Genomic DNA, 20907 nt, shown 5'->3' on the forward strand with positions numbered 1-20907 from the left:
TACTGAAGTAACTTATAATTCAGAATTACAAAGAGTGTATATCAATCAACAGAGTTATTTTACAGATATTCCTCAACATATCTGGGAATTTAAAATCGGTGGATATCAAGTATTAGATAAATGGTTAAAAGATAGAAAGAATAGTCATCGGGTCTTGTCAGTAGCAGAAATTAACCACTATCAAAAAATTGTGGTTGCGTTAACGGAAACCTTACGGTTAATGGAGGAAATTGATGGTTTAATTCCTGGGTTCCCGATTGAATAAGCTCAAAGTCTTTAATTGCTTGTGAATTTGTAGTATATAAAACAACTATTGGGAGCATCCCATAGATATGTACTGAATAGGGATGGTTTACCCATCCCATTTATATTATCTTTCCACTGCTGTAACTTCCTTGGGAACCCCAGCGGTTAACACTTCATGACCTGTGGGTGTGACTAAAACATCATCTTCAATGCGAATACCAATACCCACCCAACGCGGATCGGTTTCTGGTTGGTCTTCTGGTAATTTGGTATCTGGGACTATATAAATTCCTGGTTCCACTGTTAACACTTGACCAGGTTGTAAAATCTGGGGTTTATCTTCACCATACTGGTAGACACCCACATCATGGACATCTAAACCTAACCAATGACTGGTGCGGTGCATATAATAGGGTTTATACTTTTCTTCTTCTATTAACTTGTCAACTTCGCCCTTGAGAATACCAACTTCTACTAAACCTTGGGTAATTACACGCACAGCCGCATCATGAACCGCGTTAAAAGTGTTACCTGGTTTGACTTGGGCGATCGCCTGTTTTTGGGCTTCTAAAACAATCTCATACAATATCTTTTGTTCTGGGGTGAACTTACCCCCTACGGGAAATGTCCTGGTAATGTCAGAGTTGTAATAACCATATGCACAACCAGCGTCAATCAGCAGCAATTCTTGAGCTTGCATTTGCCGTTGATTTTCGATGTAATGCAATACACAAGCATTCACACCAGAAGCCACAATAGAAGGATAAGCTGGACCCATTGCGCCCCGCAACCTAAAAATATGTTCTATTTCCGCCTGGATTTCGTATTCATAACGTCCAGGGGATGTCAATTCTCTGGCGCGGTTATGTGCTTCTGCGGCGATCGCTGCTGCTTGGCGCATTAATTCTAATTCCGCCTCACTTTTTACTAATCTCATGGTGCTGAGAATAGTTCCGGTGTCCGAAATCCCCACAGGACCTGTACCACGTTTGGGATAGGTTCGCAGTAAACTTTGGTAGTTCTTAAGTATTATATCATTAAAAGTGCGATCGCGGCCGAAATGATAGTAAATACGATCAGCTTTTTCCAAATACTGGGGTAATTTTTCCTCCAGTTCCCCTATAGGGTAAGCAGCATCTGCGCCATAAATTTCTTTAGCTCCATCCACCCCACAAACGTAACCAGTCCAAACTTCCTTTTCTCTATCCTTGGGTTGCACAAACAATATAAAGCGATGTTCTGGGTGGTGTGGTGCTAACACTGCTACTGCTTGGGGTTCATTAAACCCCGTCAGATAGAAAAAATCACTATCTTGGCGATAGGTGTATTCTACATCATTGTGCATCACCGCCATGGGCGCACTGCGAAAAATCGCCGCACCATTACCAATTTTTGCCATAAATTCTTGGCGACGTTGCTGATATTCTGCTTGCATAGGTACTTAAATTTTGACTCTTAGTATTATTATACACTTCCAAACCATGTAGATTAGGTCAGTTGCTCCTGATATCAATTATTTTAGCCAATCTTGATTTCCATAGTCACTATCTGTATTTAATCAATTAAATATATATTTTCGATCATCAAGTTAGGGAATCAAAACACGATGGTTATATTGTCTGGAAAAAATGATAATTAAATCAAATTATCCTTGATTTCCTAGATATCTATAAAACCTGACATTTATAAAAAATAAATGTTTATAAATTAAATTATCAGCCAAAAATAATGTTTTTTAAATACAGAAATTCATCCAAAAAAAGAGATAAAAGTGGGATAACCACCAGTGATAAGAAAACAGTATGCCTACACAACAAAACCCATCTGTATTTGACGAGACGATACAAAGTTCATATGATCAATCCTTGGCAAAGTCAGCGCTATTAGTATCTAATGATCCTGGATTAGACGCTAGGTTACCAATAACTAGTAGTTCATCACAAGTAAATTTTCTCCCATCACTTCCGAATTTATTTGGAGGAGCTAACCCCAACCCTAATCCTTACTTAACCAGTGCGGCCATTGTCCCTGATTTCAATGGCGATGGTAAAGCAGATAAGCTGTGGTTAAATACTCAAACAGGGGAAATCATCATTCGCCTCATGGAAGGTTCCAGAGTGCAGCAAGAGGCTTCTCTAGGTCAATTTGACTTATCATCTATGGGTTATGAAATCGCTGATTTCAATGGTGATGGCAAAACTGACTTCTTGTTGCGTAATCAAGTTACAGGGGAAAATCGCATTGTGCTAATGGATGGTACAAGAATTGCTAATACCATAGCACTAGATACCGTTGACCCAACTTGGAAGGCTCAAATTGGCGACTTCAATGGCGATCGCAAAACCGATATTTTCTGGCATAATACCGAAAACGGTCAAACTGCTATTTGGACAATGGATGGTATTAATGTTGTCGATGCCTCCATTATAGAAACCACAGATACATCATTTACCCCCACCGTTGTTGATTTCACTGGTAATGGTAGAAGTGATATCTTCTGGCGCAATAGCGAAACCGGTGAAAACAAACTTTGGTTGATGAATGGAACCACTAAAAATGAATTTGCTCTCCAATCCCAAGACTCATCTTGGGACTTTACCCTAGGGGATTTTAACGGTGACTTGAGAACTGATATCCTGTGGCGTAACAGTGAAACAGGAGAGAACAAGATTTGGTCTATGAATGGTATCATAATTACCGAATCTAATTTAACAACATTAGACTCATCCTGGACATCATCCATTGGTGACTTTAATGGCGACGGTAAAACTGATATCTTCTGGCATAATCAGGTAACCGGTGAGAATACAGCCTGGATCATGGATGGCGGAGCAATCGCTTCTGAAGCCTTCCTACCCAACACCCAGCCTGGTTTAATGCTGTCACTAGGAGATTTTGATGGTAATGGTACAACTGATATCTACTGGCGCGATCCACAAACCGGTGTAGATAGAATTTGGTCTATGGATGGAACAATAGCAACTGAGTCTTTTGTGGCTGAAGAAGATAGATTTACACCAGAATGGTTAACTGCCTAAAAGTCATTTTTCGATATTGCTAGTCTGAAATTACAACAGGGGTAATTCATGAATTACCCCTATTCATTAAATCGCCAGATTTACTGCAAAAATGCTTACTAATTAAAATATTAATTAAAACCTATAGGTTAAAACCCTAATCTCACTCTTTTGGGGCAGATTATTAGCACTAATAGTAATTATATCATTATTACTACGACTTACAGTCATCCCCTGCATCAAACTCAGAAATTCATCCACTGGGGAAATATCACATACATCATTAGCCGCTTGTGTACGGTAGTGAGTGGGAATTACCAACTTAGGATTTAACAACCCAGTCACCTGCTGGGCTTCTTGGGCATTATAAGCCTTATCACTACCGCCTACTGGAATGAACAACACATCAGGGCGACCCATCAAAATTTGTTGCTCAATCCCAATCGGCCCCGCAGCACCTCCTAAATGGAGAATCTTAATTCCCCCTTGTTCCCAACTCCATGCGGTATTCATCCCAAATTGTTTACCACCTTTGCGATCATGGTCTACAGCAATTCCCTGTAACTGAATACCTTTAAACTCGTAAGCACCCGGTGCATATACTAGCTTGGGGGTTCCCGGTAGTCCATCTACCGCACCTTCATCTAGTAATTTACTGCTAATCATGACTAAATCCGCCTCGACTCGGGGCGGACGATACCCAGCTGTACAGCCAGCTGTGCGGAATGGATTAACCAAAATCCTCACACCACTACCAGTAAATAAAAAGCAAGTATGACCCAACCACTGAACTGATAAAGCCGGAGATTTTGCGTCAGCCTTGCGGCCTAAATTACTCAGCAGTGCTGTCACTAACCCCGTAGCACCATAGCCCATCAACTCTCGTCGGTTCATAAATTACCCTGTCGGCTGTAATTGTTCCAGAAAGTTTCGTAATAACTGCTTTCCTGAAGATGTTAAAACACTCTCTGGATGAAACTGGACGCCCTGAATGTGAGGATAGTTCCGGTGTCTCACTCCCATAATAGTACCATCCTCAACCCAAGCCGTGATTTCTAACACCTCTGGGCAGGTGTCACGGTCAATGACTAAACTATGATATCTGGTGGCTACCATGGGATTTTCTAAACCCTGGAAAACACCTACTCCCGCGTGAGACACTTGGGAGGTTTTACCATGCATCAAATCCTTAGCTGAGACGATTTTACCACCGAATACTTGACCAATGCTTTGATGCCCTAAGCAAACACCCAAAATTGGTAAGTTGTGACCTAGCTGTTTAATCACATCTTGGGAGATGCCGGCGTTTTCTGGACGACCAGGACCCGGAGAAATTACTATTAGATTGGGATTTAATCCCCTAATTTCCTCCACTGTAATTTTGTCGTTGCGAAAAACTTGAATATCTGAGGCCACAGGAAACTCTGCTGCTAGTTCTCCGAGATACTGCACCAGATTATATGTAAAACTGTCATAATTATCAATGACTATAATCAAGGCCTATGACTCCTGGTTTTTATCTAGAAATTTGACAGAATTAAAATCACTAGAGGGGGTAGCAACAGGGTAGCCGCCACCACTAAAGCTACTAAGGCTGATATCAGTACAGCACCAGCGGCGCAATCTTTGGCAATTTTAGCTAACTCGTGATAGGTCTGCTTCACTGTTAAGTCTACCAGGGACTCAATGGCTGTATTGATTAATTCCAATGCTAATACTAAACCACTGGTTATACTAATCACGGCAATTTCTACCCCTTGCAGGTGCAGGAAAATGCTTAAGGCGATCGCCAAAGCACATACACTTAAGTGGATACGAAAGTTGCGTTGAGTGTGAAAGGTGTAGCTAATTCCAGCCCAGGCGTATTTAAAGCTAATGAATAAATTAGAAGCAACTCGCCAGGACAGTTCCCGTTCCTTAGTAATCAGCGTTGGTAGGCAGTTTTGTGTTGATGGAGGGGAAACTTGTTGGGACATAAGCCTAAAAATAGAATGATAAAGTAATTACAGAAGAATCTCACTGATGTGACAATTTCCGATCAGGCAATCAACTTTGAGGCACTTTTCTACAGCAGTATTATAGACATTTCTTGACATAAATACAATTTAATACTCAATGTTAATATCAATACTAATTAACATCAGTAATTCTACTTGCTGCTTGAGCATTTGCATCAACTGTTCTTCATCTGGATGATCCCAACCCAACAGATGTAATAGCCCATGGGCGGCTAACCAAGCTAATTCGGTTGGTAAACTGTGTCCCTGTTGTTGTGCTTGACGTTGAGCCGTATTTACCGAAATAACAATATCACCTAGATACAAAAGTTCATCCTGCATTTCCGGATTTTGAGGAAAATCTACTTCCAATGTGGCAAAAGATAAAACGTCTGTTGGTTTATTTTGATGACGATATTCAGCATTCAATAACTGAATTTCCCTGTCATCTGTCAAACGCAGCCCGACTTCATAACCCGGTGCACGAGGAAGATCAGCTTGTAGACTTGACAACCAGCAACCAAACCAGTCTTGCCAAGTTTCCCTAGCAACTGGAATATACTTATACTCAAAATCTATAACTTCTCCTGAAGAGGATTGGTAAAACAAATCCTGCACATCTACTTCAACTTGCACCAGTTATCAACTCTCCTCCCGCCTACCGGGTTTTCATGTTGGTTAATTCTTACCGAGTTAGGTAAGCAAGACCCACGAACACAGCTAAAAGGCCTACAGTAGTAAGCGCAAAGTGTTTCATGGAAGTACCTCCCTTGCGCACCATGTTTCGCATGGCAAGTTTTACATAGCTAGGTTTGGGTTCTGTGGGCGAGTTGCTCATAATATTTTGACTACAACACTCTTTTATTTACCAATGTAACAGTTTACTGGGGAATTGACTCCCATTTTAACGATTTTGTCCCAGAAAGCTGATCAGAGCGGGAGTCAGCAACAATCAATCAAACTCCCCCCTAAATCTTTGGTTAGATAGCAATGTTTTCTACCAGCTGGCTTTCTTGCCGTAGATAAGCTTGAATAAACAAATCAAGCTCGCCATTCATTACATCACCTACCGCTGTTGTTTCCACATTGGTACGCAAATCCTTGACCATTTGGTAAGGGTGGAAAACATAATTGCGAATTTGGTTACCCCAAGAAGCTTCCACCATATCGCCGCGAATTTCAGCCACCTCTTGGGCTTTTTGCTCTCTAGCAATCACCAGCAGTTTAGCCTTCAGACGCGCCAGGGCTTTCTCTTTGTTTTGCAACTGAGAGCGTTCTTCAGTACAACGTACTGCAATACCAGTGGGTAAGTGAACAATCCGTACTGCTGTTTCTACTTTGTTGACATTCTGCCCACCTTTACCGCCAGCCCTAGATGTAGTGACTTCTAAATCCTTGTCTGGAATGTCCAGTTGTACAGAGTTATCTAACTGTGGCATCACTTCTACCCCAGCAAAACTGGTTTGTCGCTTGCCGTTAGCATTAAAAGGTGAAATGCGTACTAAGCGATGGGTGCCTGTTTCCGATCGCAAATAACCATAAGCATAGCGGCCAGTAATTTCCAGGGTTGCTGATTTTATACCCGCTTCATCACCCTCTGATTCTTCTGCTAAAGTCACCTTGTAGCCGTGAGCTTCTGCCCACCGGGTATACATTCGCATCAGCATAAAAGCCCAGTCTTGGGCATCTGTACCACCAGCACCAGCATTAATTGTCAATACTGCCCCCTCAGCATCATAGGGACCAGCAAGCAACTGTTGTAATTCCCACTGGTCTAGTTCACGATTGAGCTGAGTAACTGTAGATTCTGCTTCTTCTAATAGTGCCGCATCGGTTTCTAGTTCCAACAACTCTACCACAGCCTTGGTATCTTCCAGACTGGCTCGCCACTGATGATATTGTTCCAGGTGGTCTTTGAGGTCGTTAAGTTCTTGCAGTGTTTTTTGAGCTTCTGTCTGCTCGTTCCAGAATTCTGGCTGCGCTGCAATTTGTTCTAAATCTTGTATTTTGGCATTGAGCGCGGGTATGTCAAAGATAGTCCTGGGCTTTACCCAGACGACCGGACAATGTTTCGATTTCGCGTTTTAGTTCTAGTACTTCCATAGAGCTTGCTAAATTGGGTAGCGCTTTTGGTGGATATTGTTAAGTCGATTTATTTTTGATTGTAGCTGTAATTGGGCGACTTCTCTTGTAGTCTATGCAGTAGTGTTATCTCCTCAACCCAATTACTCGTTCTAGGTCAGCTGCTGTAAAGTCGGCTCCGGTAACATCTGCATTAGTGAAATTGGCTGCTTCTAAATCCGCACCTAGAAAATTTGCCCCTCTGAGATTTGCCCCAGTGAAATTCACTTCCTCTAGGTCTGCTGCTGTCAAGTCGGCTCCACTGAGATTAGCATTGCTCAAATTGGCTTGTGCCAAATCGGCACGGGATAAATCAGCGTTACTCAGGTTAGCACCCCTGAGGTCTGCTCTCTCTAGATCACAACCCGGACATTGACGATTTGACAGCAACTGATTAATTGCACCACTGCTAGTTATGTTTTGCTCTACTGGTTGAGCGATCACATTGGGGTTAGTACCCGTCTGCTCAGAGCTAAATTCATTGGGGTTAATTGCTTGAATCTCCTTTGGTTGGGCACATCCGATAATTGTCCCGGAAATTAGCAGGGCAATCGTACTTGCCACTTTGTGGAGTTCTAACATCAAAATCATCCTCTCAGAAAATGTCATTAAAAATAATTTATCAGCCCCTCCCACAGGGGGGATGGGGCAATGGATTGTGCTTAATCCCGACTATTCAAGGCAATTAGTAACCGTAAGATAAACACAAACAAGTTGATGTAGGTGAGGTACATGGACAAAGCCGCCGGTAAATATTCGTCATCCCTATAAGTACGGGGCAAGATGTAGAAGTCAACCACCGATACCCCAACAAATAGAAATACCCCCAAACCAGAGATACCGATTTCTAACCAACTGGGAGTGTAAACACCAAACATCGCCAATACAAATTGGGTCAAGACCACAACTACCAAGGCAATAACGCCTAAGCTGATAGTTTTGGTTAAAGCCATGCCATCATTTTCGGAGAGATTGGAACCAATTTGACGAGCAACAATAAAGGTGACACCACAACCTAGGGCTGCCAAGCCCACACCTTGAATACCTACCCCTTGGGTTTGCAAGGCCAGGAAGACTAAACCACTCAGGGTATATCCAGATAAGAGTCCGTAGGCGGCTAATAGAGGTAATGCTACACTCTTGTTGCCTTTTTCAGCAACATTACGGGCGACAAAAAATAAAATTAACTCCACAATCATCGCACCGATGAAGGTGGGGAAGAATATAGCGGGATTGGTACGGATAACGCCCAGACCACCATAGGTTCCCAAGGCGGTTAGCACCAGACCACCACCAACATAGGGTAGGGCATTGGCAATTACATTGGGGCCAATGAGCGACTGAGTTCTAGCCTCGCGAATAGCCTCACGAAAGTTGCTGGTATTGCTCATAAGTCGATTTTATGGAGATAGATATCCGGTTTACTTCTATTTATACCAACATTTGCTATTAATGGCTAGGTTCTAGGTGGCCTGGTTATGGTAGGAGTTATCGGGATTTTATATCGGCGATCGCACCTTTAGTCATGGCAGCAATGGTTTTATCACTAGCTTTAGGCAAATGATAATACTTACCTCCCGCTGTTTGTGCTAATTCTTTAGCAAAACCCGTGGACACAAATTTACTCTCGGTATCAATTACCAATAGCTGCATTCCTCCGGCGCGAATTCTCCCGGCAATATCTAATAGTTCTGCTTTGATGTCTGGCTTTTCTCCCGGTTCTAATGGTTCACCCAGAGACCGCGCCAAGGGAATATTACCCCGCCCATCCGTAATTGCCACAATCACCACTTGCCCCACATCTCCACTCATTTCTGAATTGACACCCACCCTTACCGCTTGAGTTAAACCATGTGCTAAGGGTGAACCACCACCACAAGGTAATCTTTCTAGGCGGTTACGTGCCAGAGCTATAGAACGGGTTGGAGGTAACAATACTTCTGCTTGTTCTCCCCGGAAAGGAATCAATGCTACTTGGTCACGGTTTTGATAAGCCTCCGTTAACAGTTGCATCACCGCCCCTTTAGCTGATTGCATCCGGTTGAGAGCCATGGAACCCGAAGCATCCACTACAAATACTATCAAGGCTCCCGCTTTGCGTACCAAGCGCTTGGCACGGATATCGCTTTGCTCCACAATAACTCTTTTACCCGGGTGTCTTGCCCTTCTGGCTTTTTGATAGGGTGCAGCCGCCCTAAGTGTAGCATCTACAGCAATGCGGCGCACTTTCCCCTTGGGTAACATGGGCTTAATATAGCGTCCCCTGTCTTCGGAAAAAATCATACTCCGACTGCCAGATTTACCCTGACGCTTGGCCATTTGGGCAAAATAAAGCACGCTGTCATCCAGAATTACCCCTTCTGGGTCAAAAATAAATTCCTCTGGAACATCAGGGGGTTCTTGTTCTTGTTCTTGCTCTTGTTCTTGCTCTTGTTCCTGTTCTTCCTGTTCTTCCTCCTCCTGTTGGTCCTCTTCTTGTTGATTTTGAGGGGGTGGGGGTGGGGGTGGTGGTGGTTGGTCTGGTGGTGGGGTCTGGACAATTGTTGAACGTGGTACAATGACGAACTCCACAGCCCGGCGTAAATCTTCGGCGTTGACTGTTGTCCTTCCTTCTAAAGCCGCCGCAGCTTTAGCTACACGCACGGCGAATAATTCCGCCCGATGTCCTTCCACTCCTCCGCGAATGGCTTCATTGACTAAATAGGTAATTTGTTCTACGGTGATGGTTACTTCTTTCAACCATTCCCGCGCTAGAATAATTTGGGTTTTTAACCCGTCTAAATCTTCTGCGTATTGCTCCAGAAATGCTTGGGGGGATTTAGCATAGGCGATCGCTTGCTCCACAGCTGTTACTCTTTGATCTAGTCCCAGGACACCATCAGCAGAAAGAGCGATGGCAATTCTATCTAGTAAATGCTCCCGTAATCCTCCTTCTTCTGGGTTATAGGTGGCTATAAATAAGGATTTGCAAGGATGCTGAAAACTAATTCCTTCCCGCTCAATTTGGTTACGTCCCTCGGATAAGACTGTGAGCAGCTGATTTGATATTTGGTCATCTAATAAATTCAACTCATCCACATACAGCACCCCTCGGTTAGCTGTGGCGAGTAACCCCGGCTGAAAAATTGTATCACCCTGCTTTACAGACTGTTCTACATCTACAGAACCTAATAATCTGTCTTCTGTGACCCCCAAGGGAATTTGGACAAATGGCGCCGGAATAATTTCCGTGGGTACTTCTGTAATATCTTGATCTGCGTACTCTACTAACAGATCATCATCCCAGTCTTCTGGGCGGTTGGGATCGCAGTTACTCATCGAGCCTTTCACAACTTCGATGGGTGGTAGTAAGGCGTGAATAGCACGCGCCATTACTGATTTTGCCGTACCGCGACGGCCGGCGATCGCCACTCCTCCCAAGCCAGGATCAACTGCTGCTAACAGCAAGGCTAATTTAATTGCTTCTTGACCGACTACAGCTGTCAGGGGGAAGGCTGTGATTGTAGGGTTGATAGTAGGCGCGGGCATGGTTGGCACAATAGCTAGTCTCGGCTTTTAGCATAGCAATTTTTGGCACCTTCAACATGGCACGTGCTTTCTTGTCCATTCTGACTATAGTAATTTTACTTATTTTTATCCTTGCCCTAGCAATAAATCTCCAACCTTGGAGAGCATTCTATGATCTTCATATAGAGTTGTACTTATTTCATTACTAATGACTCTGAACATGGGGTTATGCGATTACTAAATATAATGGCAATAGTCTCAAATTCTATCAGAAAGTATCAATTTATCGACTATTTTTATGGTTAAAAGTATATCCTTATACGAATTTTTATTACAATTGTCTTCAATCAGGTTAAATTAGACTATGATTTGTTTAGTGGGTAGCCTAATTTAAATTCATATAAATTGGATTTAAAACGGAGGAACCAATGTTTGGGGCTAATCTTAAGAGAGACACCTTCCAGTCTTAGCCCGTCAGCTAACTTCGTCGGCAATGGAAGGAACTCCCAAAACTTTGGCTTTAATACCAGTTGTTATTGGGGTTTCTTTGCGGATATTGCTCATTATATCTTGGCGATATACTATATCCGTTTTTAACCTACTTCTCATTCATAACTTGTTTATTTGGGGAGAAGTCGAAATTGTGAATATAAAGCCAATGTTAGTGCGTCTACAAAGCGCCATAGGTAGAGACGATTTAACTGAGCAAATGGTACTATTACCAGAGTCAAAAAAACCATTTTCTCAAGCATTTAAGTCTCCCAAAATAATCGTTGCTTACCATGGTTCACCCAATAGTCATACTGCGCTGGATATAGCTTTCTGTATTGCACAGCAAACCCGTTTGGCGACAAATGTACAAGTGAATGTACAGGCTGTGTATGTAGTAGAGAATCAACATAATCAGTTTCTAGATTCCTCAAATTTAGAGTCTCAGGTAAGTCAACTATCTCAATCTAATCTTCCTATCTTGACTCCATCAAAGTCGAGGGGAACAACACAATATTTACCGAAAGAATACATTCTTCCTCTTGAGCAAGCAGATAGAGTTTTATGGCAAGCGCGCAGCCTAGCCAAAGAATGGCAAAGTTATTTTAAATCTCATCTGCGGTTTGGTTGCGTGGCCACAGAACTAAAAAATGTGGTGGAATTAGAAGCTGCTGATATCTTATTTTTGGGATGTAAGTCTGTTAATCATACCATGGTGAAGATGCTGGGTTCTAATTTTCCCTGTACCGTTTTAGGCATACCCCATTCTATTAATGAATAAATATTGCGTTGGATTAAATTAAAGCAATTTTCTATTTAATGAAAATTGCAGAAAAGTCACCTATGTTGGGGTGGCTTTTTTGCCAGAAATATAATTTCCTTCAACTCCAGAGGTATATCGTGGAAAATTGGCAGGCATTTCTGAGTTTTTTCACATTTTTGGGCGTGATTGCTTTAGTGATAACGGAATGGATGCATCTAACTATTGCGGCATTTTTAGGAGCATTATTATTAGTTTTTACTAATATTATGAGCTTGCAGGAAGCAATTGACTATATCAGTGAAAGCCATGCCACACTGGGTTTATTGTTTGGCATTATGGTATTTGTCCGGGCATTTGAGTCTACTAAAGTATTTGATTATTTAGCTACTAAAATAGTACTCTTAGCTCAAGGCGAAGGCAAACGCCTTCTCATCAGTATTGTTGGAATTGTTACTGTTGTCTGTTCAGTTCTACCCAATGCCACAACAGTGATGTTATTAGCGCCTTTAATTCCACCAATGGCACAAGAATTAGGCATAAATTTTGTGCCTCTACTAATTTTAATGGTTTTAGTTGCTAACAGTGCTGGACTACTAACCTTAGTTGGTGATCCTGCTACCTTTATTGTGGGGGATGCAGTTAATATCAGCTTCATAGATTATCTATATAATTTAAGCTTAGGAGGAGTCATTGCTGTCGGTGTGATCATACTATTTCTACCAATTTTATTCCGCAAAATTTGGCATACTAAACTAGATAGTTTAGCAGAACTCCCAAACCCACGAATCAATCACCCGCAAGTTGTAATTGTGGGCGGGGTAATTGTAGGTTTAGTATTAATATTTTTTGTCATCGGGGAATCTCTACCCATACCTATTTCACCAGCGGCCGCAGCTTTATTAGGTGCAGCTTTAGCCTTGTTACTATCTCACCACAGCAAAATTGATTCTGTTAACCATATACTGCGAGATGTTGACTGGAGTACATTAATATTTTTCATGAGTATTTTTGTGCTAATTGGGGGACTAGAAAAAACAGGGGTAATTAATGCTTTATCAGGTATATTGGCGACAATTATCGGTAAAAATATTTTCCTGGGTTCTTTAGTTTTGTTGTTTTTTGTGGGGATATTATCGAGTCTAGTACCCAACATTCCATTGGTAGTAGGGATGCTTCCTTTGCTTAAACAATATCTTGTCACAGTGGGATTAGTCAGCCCAGAAGTTCTTCTTACAAATTTTGATGGACAGTTTCCCCCGGAAGTGCTCCCAATGTTTTACGCCATGATGTTTGGTGCAACCTTAGGAGGGAATGGTACTTTAATAGGAGCATCTGCTAACATAGTAGCCGCAGGTATTTCTGAGCAACACGGTCGTCCGATTTCTTTTAAAACTTTTCTTCATTATGGTCTCCCAGTTATGATTGTACAACTTGTGGCGTTAGCCTTATATGTAATGGTTCGTTTTCTGTTGTGATCATAGGGGTATTGTGCGCGTTTCCGGTAGAGTTCCATGGGTGAGCAAGTTATCAAAAAGGCGGTTACCAGTTTGGGTACCGCCTTCTCAATTTTGATTTGTATTATTGAAGAGTTAAGAACGTCAATGTTTATTTGGGAATTAGTAACTACTCTCGACTTAGTCCTAGCATTTTCAAGACGAATATCTCATAATGTGGAGTACGTCCCGTAAAACGCTGTATCCAGCTAAATCCCAAATTAGGTAAGCCAGAAAGCCAATCATTGCCAAGCGGCCATTCCATAGTTCTGCTTGAGGGTTCCAACCAAAAAGAAAAGCGTTGCGGTCAACACCGTTATAAGCTGTAGCTACTGGTGGTAAATCTGTAGAACGACGTGGTTCTTTAGTTTCCATGTTTCTACTCCCAAATCCAACTAAATTGTTAATTTTTTAATGGTTAACGACCAAGAAGATGTAGTACATCCCGTAGAACACTATATCCCGCTACATCCCAAACTAAATAGGCCAGAAACCCAATCATTGCAAAGCGACCATTCCAGATTTCGGCTTGAGGAGTCCAGCCAAATAGAAATGCATTCCTATCTCTGCCATTGTATTCCACCGCCACCGGTGGTAGATTTGTGGAAGAACGCGTCTCTCGAGTTTCCATTTTTCTTATCCAAAATTATTTATTGCTTAACCTTAATTTAGCTGTTTATCAGTAAGTTGCTTTCCCTCTGTAGGTACAAACTACACACACCTCTTGCGGAGGATTATCAGAAAGTTATAATTCTGGGCATATCCACCTTGAGGGGGTGATGAAAATCCTCAGCATAAATAAATGTAAATTAATAATTTCTCAAGCATAATAACTCAATATATCTAATTGATTTATACATCAAACTCTTGCCAGGTATGGCTGCCAGGTAGAAATCCTAATTGTCATCATAAAAAGCTAATTTTTTGGGTAATTTCAGCCAATAAATTACCAAAATTAAACTCTGAAATCATAGTATTTTTCAGGCATTGTAGCTTCAGAAAAATCTTAAAAGTTAAATCCTCAAACTTATACCTAGGTATAGATAGATTTTTATAACTTGAGAGAGATGCATAAAATGGCTAAATTCCACGATCCTAAAAGTGGAAAAAAATCAGTATTGCCATAGATACACCCAAGAAATAGATGTTGAATTACTGCTCATGAAATTCCTCATCCTCCCCAAATTCCAATTTATAAGAAGGAAATATAATGTTTCAATTTACAGAAAACATCCTGGAACTTTACAAGCCACTATTATGGGTAGCACAGACTCCCGTAGTTCCCACTGCTATCACCCCAGCCCAGGCATCAGTGATCAATTCGGGTCCGCGCTTTTTTGTGGCTTTAATCTCCGGTGTGATCCTAGCTTTTGCCTTCCAATTACTGTTAACTAACCTCTCCGTCGCCGCTGGTATTTCCTACTTGGGGCGGCCATCTGACTCAGATGCAATGGTTGGGGAAGTGGGAAGTTTCGGTGGTAGCATTCGCAAAATTGGTACAGCATTGGGGTTATGGACATTAGTTACTGTTACCATCGCTTTATTAATCGCTTGCTTCCTCGCAGTTAAATTAAGTTTACTGGTATTAGATGCCAGGCTGGGCGCAATTCTGGGATTAGTTATTTGGGGAGCATACTTTTTGCTGCTGGTGTGGGTAAGTTCGACCACTGTGGGTTCCTTGGTTGGTTCGGTCGTCAATTCAGCAACTTCAGGTTTTCAGGCGATTATGGGGACTGCTTCGGCTGCATTGGGTGCAAAGGCGGTGAATCAACAAGTCGTAGCAACAGCCGAAGCAGCAGCAGCAGCTGTGGGTCGGGAATTAGGGAATGCTGTTGACCCCCTTAGTATTCGGGAAAATATAGAAGATTACCTAGAACAGATCCGCCCCCCAGAATGGGATATATCCCACATTCGCAGGGATTTTGAAAATTTACTCAGAGATCCACAATTGCAAGCGATCGCATCCAGTCCAGACCTCCGGAACATTGACCGCCAAAGGTTTAGGGATTTAGTCAGCAGTCGTACCGACTTTTCTCCCAGAGAGGTTAAACGTATCAGTGATATACTATACAAAGTTTGGCAGCAGGTAGTTAGTCAGCAAAAACCCATCCAAGACAATTTAGCCGAGTTAGTTAACTATTTGCAGTCACTCCCCCCGGGACAAGGGAAGACAGATGAGATCAACGCCAAATTAGATCGGTTAATAGCAGAAATCCGGACTGCTCAGGAAACAGCATCAAGAACAGAAAAACCAGGTTGGATGCAACAAACTTTACAACAAATAATCACTGCACTGACTGGTATTGTGTTGGGAAGGGCAGATTTATCAGATATAGATGTAGAAACAATTTGGCGATCGCTCACCACTGCGAAGGAGAAACTCACTGCACAAGCTGATAAACTGGGGTTGCCCATACCATCACAACCCTATAGTCCCATTAGGGCTGATGTGGAAAACTACCTACTAAATACCTATGCTTGGCAATTCAGTCCTGAGAGAATTGCTGAAGAATTTCGTCATGTCATCTATGACCCAGAGGCAGACCCTGGTATAGTCAAAAGGGAACTAGAGAGAGTTTCTCGCCAGGATTTTGCCCGTACTCTCCAGGAACGGGGGATACTCACCCAAGAACAAATCCAGCGTATTGCTCACCAGCTAGAAACTGTCCGCCAAGAGGTATTAGTTATAGTCAGGGATGCGGAAGAAAGGGAGATTACACAAGACCTACAACGCCGAATAGAAAGTTACTTACTTGTTACCAATAAAGCAGAATTAACTCCACAAGGACTTGAGCAGCACTTTAAACCATTATTAGCAGATCCACAGGTAGATTACGAAACTCTCTCGCTACGACTGTCACAATTAGACCGCCAAGAAATGCGGGAGATATTGCTAGCACGAAATGATATTCCCACAGAAGAAGTCAACCCGATTCTCAATGAATTAGAAAATCAGCGCCATCAGGTCTTGGTACAATCTCAAGGGTTGGCGGAACAAGCCAAACATCACGCGGAAACTTTATGGTTAAATTTAGAATCATATCTGCGTAATACTGGCAAAGCGGAGTTAAACCCTGATGGGATTCGCGCGGATGTGCAAAAGCTGCTAGAAGACCCCCAGTCGGGAATCATTGCTATGCGGGCGCGATTAGCTCGCTTTGACCGAGATACCTTAGTTAGCTTACTCAGTCAGCGCCAAGATTTGAGTCCACAGCAAGTTAATCAAATTATTGACACTGTAGAAGAGTCCTGGCACAAGATCCGCCATACACCTCAAGCTTGGAAGGAACAGTACGACTCAGTAATAGCTACTATCGCTGATTATTTACGTGATACTGGTAAAGAAGAATTAAACCCTGAAGGCATTCAACGCGATTTTAACAGACTATTTTACAACCCTAGAGAGGGAGTTATAGCCTTGCGCCGGCGTTTGTCTCAGGTAGACCGAGATACTTTAGTTCAGTTACTCAGTCAACGGCCAGACCTGAGTGCAGAACAAGTCAATGAAGTTATTAATTCTGTGCAAACTTCCATTCGTAATATTGTACGTGCGCCCCGTCGTTTGGCTACCCGCACCCAGCAAAGAATGGCAACATTTCAAGCTTATCTGTCAGAGTATTTGCGGCAAACTGGTAAGGAGGAACTTAACCCAGAAGCTATTAAGCGCGACCTACAATTATTATTGCATGATCCCGGAGTGGGAATGGAAACCCTGGGCGATCGCTTGGCTCATTTTGACCGTTCCACAGTCATGGCTTTGCTAAAAATTCGGGAAGATATGACTGATGAAGAAGCAGCCAGAATTGCTGATCATATCGTCTCCGTGCGGGATCAATTTGTAGAACAAGTACATGGTATTCAAAGGGGGATTCAAGATGTGATAGAAGGGATTTTTGCCCGGCTCCGTAACTATCTCAATTCCTTAGAGCGCCCAGAATTGAATTATGATGGCATCAAGCGCGATATCCGCAGGTTATTTGATGATCCACCGGCGGGGTTTGAAGCGTTACGCCGTCGCCTGTCTGCTTGTGACCGGGACACCTTGGTGGCGATTATAAGTTCCCGTGAGGATATTTCTGAAGCTGATGCCAACGCCATTATTCACCAGATTGAGCGGGTACGCAACACCGTACTGCAACGTGCTGAAAGGCTACAGCAGGAAAGCCAACGCCGTCTAGAAGAGTTAAAATATCAAGCACAAAGACAAGCAGAACAAACCCGCAAAGCCGCTGCTACAGCTTCTTGGTGGTTATTTGCTACGGCATTTGTATCAGCTGTATTTGCTGCATTAGGAGGAGCGATCGCTGTGGTTATAATTTAGGTTAAAGGATTATTCGCCACTTGCTTCTCCCCATTGATTAATGGCAGAAAATATTGACGAGTAGTCGTCATTAGCAAATGACATTTTCATCGCCGTTTGCAAAATTTGCCGCACAGATTCAATACTGGCGAGATCCAAACCCAGTGATTTTGCTGCTGAGATAAACAAATCTGTATCTTTGAGCAGGTGTTTTGTGGGGAAATTGGGATTGGTATAATCGCCGTCTAGCATCCGTCTGAGTTTCTTGTCAAAAGTAGGCGCATAAAGTGAACTTTCGCGTAGGATTTGCATAAATAAATCTATGTCAATACCTTGACGCTCGACAAACGCCAGACTCAGAGCAAAGCCAGTGGTTAGGGAAGCAATGAGTTGATTTAGTGCTAACTTCAACCCCGCAGCCGAGCCTACGGGACCCACAAATACAGGCTCTGGACCAAAGTTTTGCAGTAACTTTAAATCCCGTTGATATTGTCTTTGTTCTGCACCTACCATGACAATCAGCTTACCAGCTTTTGCTTCTGGAATACTACCTAATACTGGAGCTTCTATATACTCGCCACCGCCACCAATGACCGCATCTCTGATTTCTTGGCTTTCTATGGGGGTAATAGTCCCCATCTGAATCACAGTCCGCCCTTCTAGAGTGCGCCAAGCAGTATCTGAAAGCAAAACATGATAAATTGCTGCGGCATTAGTCAACATGAGAATAATGTAATCAGCAGCACGAATTGCTTGACGGGGATGTGTTACAATTTCCGCACCAGCTGCCTGTAGTGGAGCTAATTTTTCTGGGGTGCGGTTGTAGGCCACTAGCTCTATGTTGGCTGCTAACAACCGTTGAGCCATCGGTAATCCCATAAGTCCAGTTCCCAGAAATGCCACCTTCATTTTTTACTTTCCTTTGGTACAGCTTGGGTGTAGCCAGTCCTAAATATCGCGTTTCCATGGTCTGATTGTAAGATTGTTGAACAGTTATCACTGTCCAGAAATAACTGTTCCCTAAGGAGTCAAGAACAATCAGCCCCCAGCCGCAAAGGTGACCATTATAATCACCGACAGCAAGATGCCGGGGCTAAGTAGTGTTATCAATAACAAGAGTTCATGAGCGGTCATAATTAATACTTTCCTGTTACCTGGGTCTGCACAGTAGTCAATTTTATGCTAATCTATATCAGGACAAGATCGCATTCTTAAAGAGAGTCTTAACTTTCCTCTATTTTACTCCGGCACAGTTAACCCTGTGAGTGGTTGACCTATTTCTGTAGGCTTGAGTCCTTTGCTTTGAATTAAAACTCCAAAGCTACCTAGCCCTGAGGGGTCTATGAGCTGGTGTAATGCTTCCCGCCTTTGCAGTAGTTGTGAGAGGGGAATTTCTTGATGAGAAATAGCAGCAATGCGCTGGACTAAACCCAAGGCCATTAAAAATAAACCCTGCTGGATAAATCCTATTTTCTCTAAACCAAAGCGATCGCCCCATCGTTCCAAAGCAGTAAAATCAACATGAGCGGTAATATCTTGCTGACCAATGTTGATATAGGGGTTGTTGTGGTGGCGATGGTTGTAATAACATTGTAAGGTTCCTTGCGATCGCCGGGAATGATAATAACGATGAGCGGGGTAGCCATAATCAATTGTTAACACATACCCGCGATGCAAGCGGTCGGCTACTATACCTAACCACTCACCAGCAGCCAAATTAATTTCACTACGATAACCATCCTCATAACTAGGATGAGTCAAATCAATTTCTATCAAGTTTAAGTATTCTTGCAGTAGGGGTGTAGAAACTTCGCCAGTCACCTCTATAAACGAAGTTTCAGACTTATCTTTGTGGGTAGTGATATAAATTTCTCGCATTTCCCCAGCTTCTAAAATAAACTGATGCACTGGCAAAGCATCCACCAATTCATTAGAAAAAAAGCAACCAGTTATCGAGTCAGTGGGGATATCTTCTAAATTACACCAACGAACAGGAAAGTTTTGTAACCGTTGCTGTTGTTCTTGCTGAAATCCTGGGGACTTCTCCACAAGAATATACTTTAGCGCCTGAAAAAAGTCTGGATAATGTAGCTGAGAGTAGCTCAGGATATGCATAGCCAACATTCCTTGACCTGCTCCCATTTCTACCAAAGAAAAAGGCTCAGGACGCCCTAAAACTTCCCACATCTGGCGAAATTGTTCCGCCAATAGCTCCCCAAAGTCATTACCCAGACTAGGAGAGGTGAAAAAATCACTACCCCCAAATCCAATTTTCACAGCGTGACTGGAGTAGTAACCATGTTCGGGGTGATATAAAGCCATATCCATGTATTCAGCGAAAGTAATTCGCCTTTGGGGACTGGTAGTAATACGATGAGCTATGGCTGTACACAATGCTGGGTTAGAGGTCATAGACAAAATATGATCATGATACGACAACCGCCAACGAGGTTAGGACAAAAACAGATAATGAAATGATGCTATAGTAATCATCATCCCAGCAGTCAAAAATACTTAGTATCCCTCAAAAATATTAGTGAAACGTGACTCGATTTATTACCAAATTTTCAAGCGCAGTCCGGGGTTAATTTTTGAACTAATTAATCAGTCTCCGCAACAAGCAGATAAATATCGATTTGAGTCAGTGGAGGTGAAAGAAACAACATTTCGCATTGATGGGGTGTTTTTACCGCCAGAAGGCGCAAAATCAAGGATAATATTTTTCGCAGAGGTGCAATTTCAGAAAGATGAAGGTCTTTACCATCGCTTTTTTACCGAGTCACTGATGTATTTGAACCGGAATCAGTCTGAATATGACGACTGGTATGGTGTGGTGATCTTCCCCTCACGTAGTTTAGAACCAAGGGATAGTAGAACCCATCGGACTTTATTAAATAGTGACCAGGTACAGCGAATTTATCTAGATGAGTTAGGATCTCCCAATACCCTGTCAATAGGTATTAATTTAATGCAG

The 20907-nt window shown here is 42.5% G+C and carries 21 protein-coding genes and 1 riboswitch; of the genes, 6 read left to right on the forward strand and 15 right to left on the reverse strand.

Going from position 1 to position 20907, the window contains the following annotated elements:
• Positions 1–265, forward strand: a 265-nt coding sequence (locus tag NWP21_RS00875; protein WP_280791261.1) for a type ISP restriction/modification enzyme, incomplete at its 5' end; no start/stop codon positions are given.
• 105 nt (positions 266–370) lie between these two features.
• Here NWP21_RS00875 and NWP21_RS00880 read toward each other — a convergent pair.
• The gene (locus NWP21_RS00880; protein WP_280791262.1) at positions 371–1681 is read right to left on the reverse strand and encodes an aminopeptidase P N-terminal domain-containing protein; all 1311 of its coding nucleotides are present in this window, start codon (positions 1679–1681) and stop codon (positions 371–373) included.
• Between the two features lie 367 nt (positions 1682–2048).
• On the opposite strand from NWP21_RS00880, the gene NWP21_RS00885 reads away from it, so the two are divergent.
• Positions 2049–3284 carry a VCBS repeat-containing protein gene (locus NWP21_RS00885; protein ID WP_280791263.1) on the forward strand — a complete coding sequence of 412 codons (1236 nt, stop codon included), beginning with the start codon at positions 2049–2051 and terminating at the stop codon, positions 3282–3284.
• A 114-nt stretch (positions 3285–3398) separates the two neighbouring features.
• Here the strand turns inward: NWP21_RS00885 and NWP21_RS00890 are convergent, their stop codons facing one another.
• From NWP21_RS00890 to NWP21_RS00935, 10 genes are all read right to left on the reverse strand, one after another.
• Positions 3399–4157 (reverse strand): MBL fold metallo-hydrolase, encoded by a 759-nt coding sequence (locus NWP21_RS00890; protein ID WP_280791264.1) that lies wholly within the window; start codon positions 4155–4157, stop codon positions 3399–3401.
• A gap of 3 nt (positions 4158–4160) precedes the next feature.
• Entirely contained in the window at positions 4161–4760 is a 600-nt protein-coding gene (locus NWP21_RS00895; protein ID WP_280791265.1) for an aminodeoxychorismate/anthranilate synthase component II, read from the reverse strand.
• 23 nt (positions 4761–4783) lie between these two features.
• The gene (locus tag NWP21_RS00900; RefSeq protein WP_280791266.1) at positions 4784–5239 is read right to left on the reverse strand and encodes a diacylglycerol kinase family protein; all 456 of its coding nucleotides are present in this window, start codon (positions 5237–5239) and stop codon (positions 4784–4786) included.
• A gap of 129 nt (positions 5240–5368) precedes the next feature.
• The gene (gene ybeY, locus NWP21_RS00905) at positions 5369–5896 is read right to left on the reverse strand and encodes an rRNA maturation RNase YbeY (RefSeq protein WP_280791267.1); all 528 of its coding nucleotides are present in this window, start codon (positions 5894–5896) and stop codon (positions 5369–5371) included.
• Between the two features lie 49 nt (positions 5897–5945).
• Positions 5946–6098, reverse strand: coding sequence for a DUF3285 domain-containing protein (locus NWP21_RS00910; RefSeq protein WP_271731405.1), 153 nt, complete (start codon positions 6096–6098; stop codon positions 5946–5948).
• A gap of 142 nt (positions 6099–6240) precedes the next feature.
• Positions 6241–7363 (reverse strand): peptide chain release factor 2 gene (prfB, locus tag NWP21_RS00915; protein ID WP_271762497.1). Its coding sequence is split into 2 segments (ribosomal slippage): positions 6241–7290 and positions 7292–7363, totalling 1122 coding nucleotides; the frame shifts between segments, so codons are not numbered across the junction.
• Positions 7364–7468: 105 nt separating this feature from the next.
• Complete coding sequence (locus NWP21_RS00920) at positions 7469–7963, reverse strand: pentapeptide repeat-containing protein (RefSeq protein WP_280791269.1); 495 nt, start codon at positions 7961–7963, stop codon at positions 7469–7471.
• An 80-nt stretch (positions 7964–8043) separates the two neighbouring features.
• The gene (locus NWP21_RS00925) at positions 8044–8772 is read right to left on the reverse strand and encodes a Bax inhibitor-1 family protein (protein WP_280791270.1); all 729 of its coding nucleotides are present in this window, start codon (positions 8770–8772) and stop codon (positions 8044–8046) included.
• 97 nt (positions 8773–8869) lie between these two features.
• Positions 8870–10909, reverse strand: coding sequence for a magnesium chelatase ATPase subunit D (gene bchD / locus NWP21_RS00930; RefSeq protein ID WP_280791277.1), 2040 nt, complete (start codon positions 10907–10909; stop codon positions 8870–8872).
• Positions 10910–11260: 351 nt separating this feature from the next.
• A riboswitch (cyclic di-AMP (ydaO/yuaA leader) is annotated at positions 11261–11393 on the forward strand.
• Positions 11363–11497: a hypothetical protein gene (locus NWP21_RS00935; RefSeq protein WP_280791271.1), complete on the reverse strand. Its 135-nt coding sequence runs from the start codon at positions 11495–11497 to the stop codon at positions 11363–11365. (Overlaps the previous riboswitch by 31 nt.)
• Positions 11498–11546: 49 nt before the next feature.
• Here NWP21_RS00935 and NWP21_RS00940 point away from each other — a divergent pair, with 49 nt between their 5' ends.
• Positions 11547–12158: a universal stress protein gene (locus tag NWP21_RS00940; RefSeq protein ID WP_280791278.1), complete on the forward strand. Its 612-nt coding sequence runs from the start codon at positions 11547–11549 to the stop codon at positions 12156–12158.
• 119 nt (positions 12159–12277) lie between these two features.
• Positions 12278–13615, forward strand: coding sequence for an SLC13 family permease (locus NWP21_RS00945; protein ID WP_280791272.1), 1338 nt, complete (start codon positions 12278–12280; stop codon positions 13613–13615).
• 174 nt (positions 13616–13789) lie between these two features.
• Here NWP21_RS00945 and NWP21_RS00950 read toward each other — a convergent pair whose 3' ends face one another.
• Both NWP21_RS00950 and NWP21_RS00955 read right to left on the reverse strand, forming a co-directional pair.
• Complete coding sequence (locus NWP21_RS00950) at positions 13790–14008, reverse strand: chlorophyll a/b-binding protein (protein WP_271731399.1); 219 nt, start codon at positions 14006–14008, stop codon at positions 13790–13792.
• 43 nt (positions 14009–14051) lie between these two features.
• Complete coding sequence (locus tag NWP21_RS00955) at positions 14052–14264, reverse strand: chlorophyll a/b-binding protein (protein ID WP_280791273.1); 213 nt, start codon at positions 14262–14264, stop codon at positions 14052–14054.
• 579 nt (positions 14265–14843) lie between these two features.
• On the opposite strand from NWP21_RS00955, the gene NWP21_RS00960 reads away from it, so the two are divergent.
• Positions 14844–17954 carry an MFS transporter gene (locus NWP21_RS00960; protein WP_280791274.1) on the forward strand — a complete coding sequence of 1037 codons (3111 nt, stop codon included), beginning with the start codon at positions 14844–14846 and terminating at the stop codon, positions 17952–17954.
• Between the two features lie 9 nt (positions 17955–17963).
• On the opposite strand, the gene NWP21_RS00965 is transcribed toward NWP21_RS00960, so the two are convergent.
• Complete coding sequence (locus tag NWP21_RS00965) at positions 17964–18842, reverse strand: NAD(P)-dependent oxidoreductase (protein ID WP_271731394.1); 879 nt, start codon at positions 18840–18842, stop codon at positions 17964–17966.
• 330 nt (positions 18843–19172) lie between these two features.
• Positions 19173–20345 (reverse strand): class I SAM-dependent methyltransferase, encoded by a 1173-nt coding sequence (locus NWP21_RS00970; RefSeq protein WP_280791275.1) that lies wholly within the window; start codon positions 20343–20345, stop codon positions 19173–19175.
• Positions 20346–20469: 124 nt separating this feature from the next.
• On the opposite strand from NWP21_RS00970, the gene NWP21_RS00975 reads away from it, so the two are divergent.
• The coding region (locus NWP21_RS00975; protein ID WP_280791276.1) for an Rpn family recombination-promoting nuclease/putative transposase at positions 20470–20907 on the forward strand (438 nt) is incomplete at its 3' end.

Source organism: Anabaenopsis sp. FSS-46 (genome assembly GCF_029891665.1).
GTDB classification, from domain to species: domain Bacteria; phylum Cyanobacteriota; class Cyanobacteriia; order Cyanobacteriales; family Nostocaceae; genus Anabaenopsis; species Anabaenopsis arnoldii.

Excerpts from the sequence above, each read along its gene's own strand:
- NWP21_RS00955 (WP_280791273.1), bottom strand. The coding sequence starts at position 14,264 with ATGGAAACTCGAGAGACGCGTTCTTCCACAAATCTACCACCGGTGGCG.
- bchD (WP_280791277.1), bottom strand. The coding sequence starts at position 10,909 with ATGCCCGCGCCTACTATCAACCCTACAATCACAGCCTTCCCCCTGACA.
- NWP21_RS00965 (WP_271731394.1), bottom strand. The coding sequence starts at position 18,842 with ATGAAGGTGGCATTTCTGGGAACTGGACTTATGGGATTACCGATGGCT.
- NWP21_RS00970 (WP_280791275.1), bottom strand. The coding sequence starts at position 20,345 with ATGACCTCTAACCCAGCATTGTGTACAGCCATAGCTCATCGTATTACT.
- NWP21_RS00890 (WP_280791264.1), bottom strand. The coding sequence starts at position 4,157 with ATGAACCGACGAGAGTTGATGGGCTATGGTGCTACGGGGTTAGTGACA.
- NWP21_RS00925 (WP_280791270.1), bottom strand. The coding sequence starts at position 8,772 with ATGAGCAATACCAGCAACTTTCGTGAGGCTATTCGCGAGGCTAGAACT.
- NWP21_RS00935 (WP_280791271.1), bottom strand. The coding sequence starts at position 11,497 with ATGAGAAGTAGGTTAAAAACGGATATAGTATATCGCCAAGATATAATG.
- NWP21_RS00950 (WP_271731399.1), bottom strand. The coding sequence starts at position 14,008 with ATGGAAACTAAAGAACCACGTCGTTCTACAGATTTACCACCAGTAGCT.
- NWP21_RS00920 (WP_280791269.1), bottom strand. The coding sequence starts at position 7,963 with ATGTTAGAACTCCACAAAGTGGCAAGTACGATTGCCCTGCTAATTTCC.
- NWP21_RS00910 (WP_271731405.1), bottom strand. The coding sequence starts at position 6,098 with ATGAGCAACTCGCCCACAGAACCCAAACCTAGCTATGTAAAACTTGCC.
- NWP21_RS00885 (WP_280791263.1), top strand. The coding sequence starts at position 2,049 with ATGCCTACACAACAAAACCCATCTGTATTTGACGAGACGATACAAAGT.
- NWP21_RS00900 (WP_280791266.1), bottom strand. The coding sequence starts at position 5,239 with ATGTCCCAACAAGTTTCCCCTCCATCAACACAAAACTGCCTACCAACG.
- NWP21_RS00960 (WP_280791274.1), top strand. The coding sequence starts at position 14,844 with ATGTTTCAATTTACAGAAAACATCCTGGAACTTTACAAGCCACTATTA.
- NWP21_RS00940 (WP_280791278.1), top strand. The coding sequence starts at position 11,547 with ATGTTAGTGCGTCTACAAAGCGCCATAGGTAGAGACGATTTAACTGAG.
- NWP21_RS00880 (WP_280791262.1), bottom strand. The coding sequence starts at position 1,681 with ATGCAAGCAGAATATCAGCAACGTCGCCAAGAATTTATGGCAAAAATT.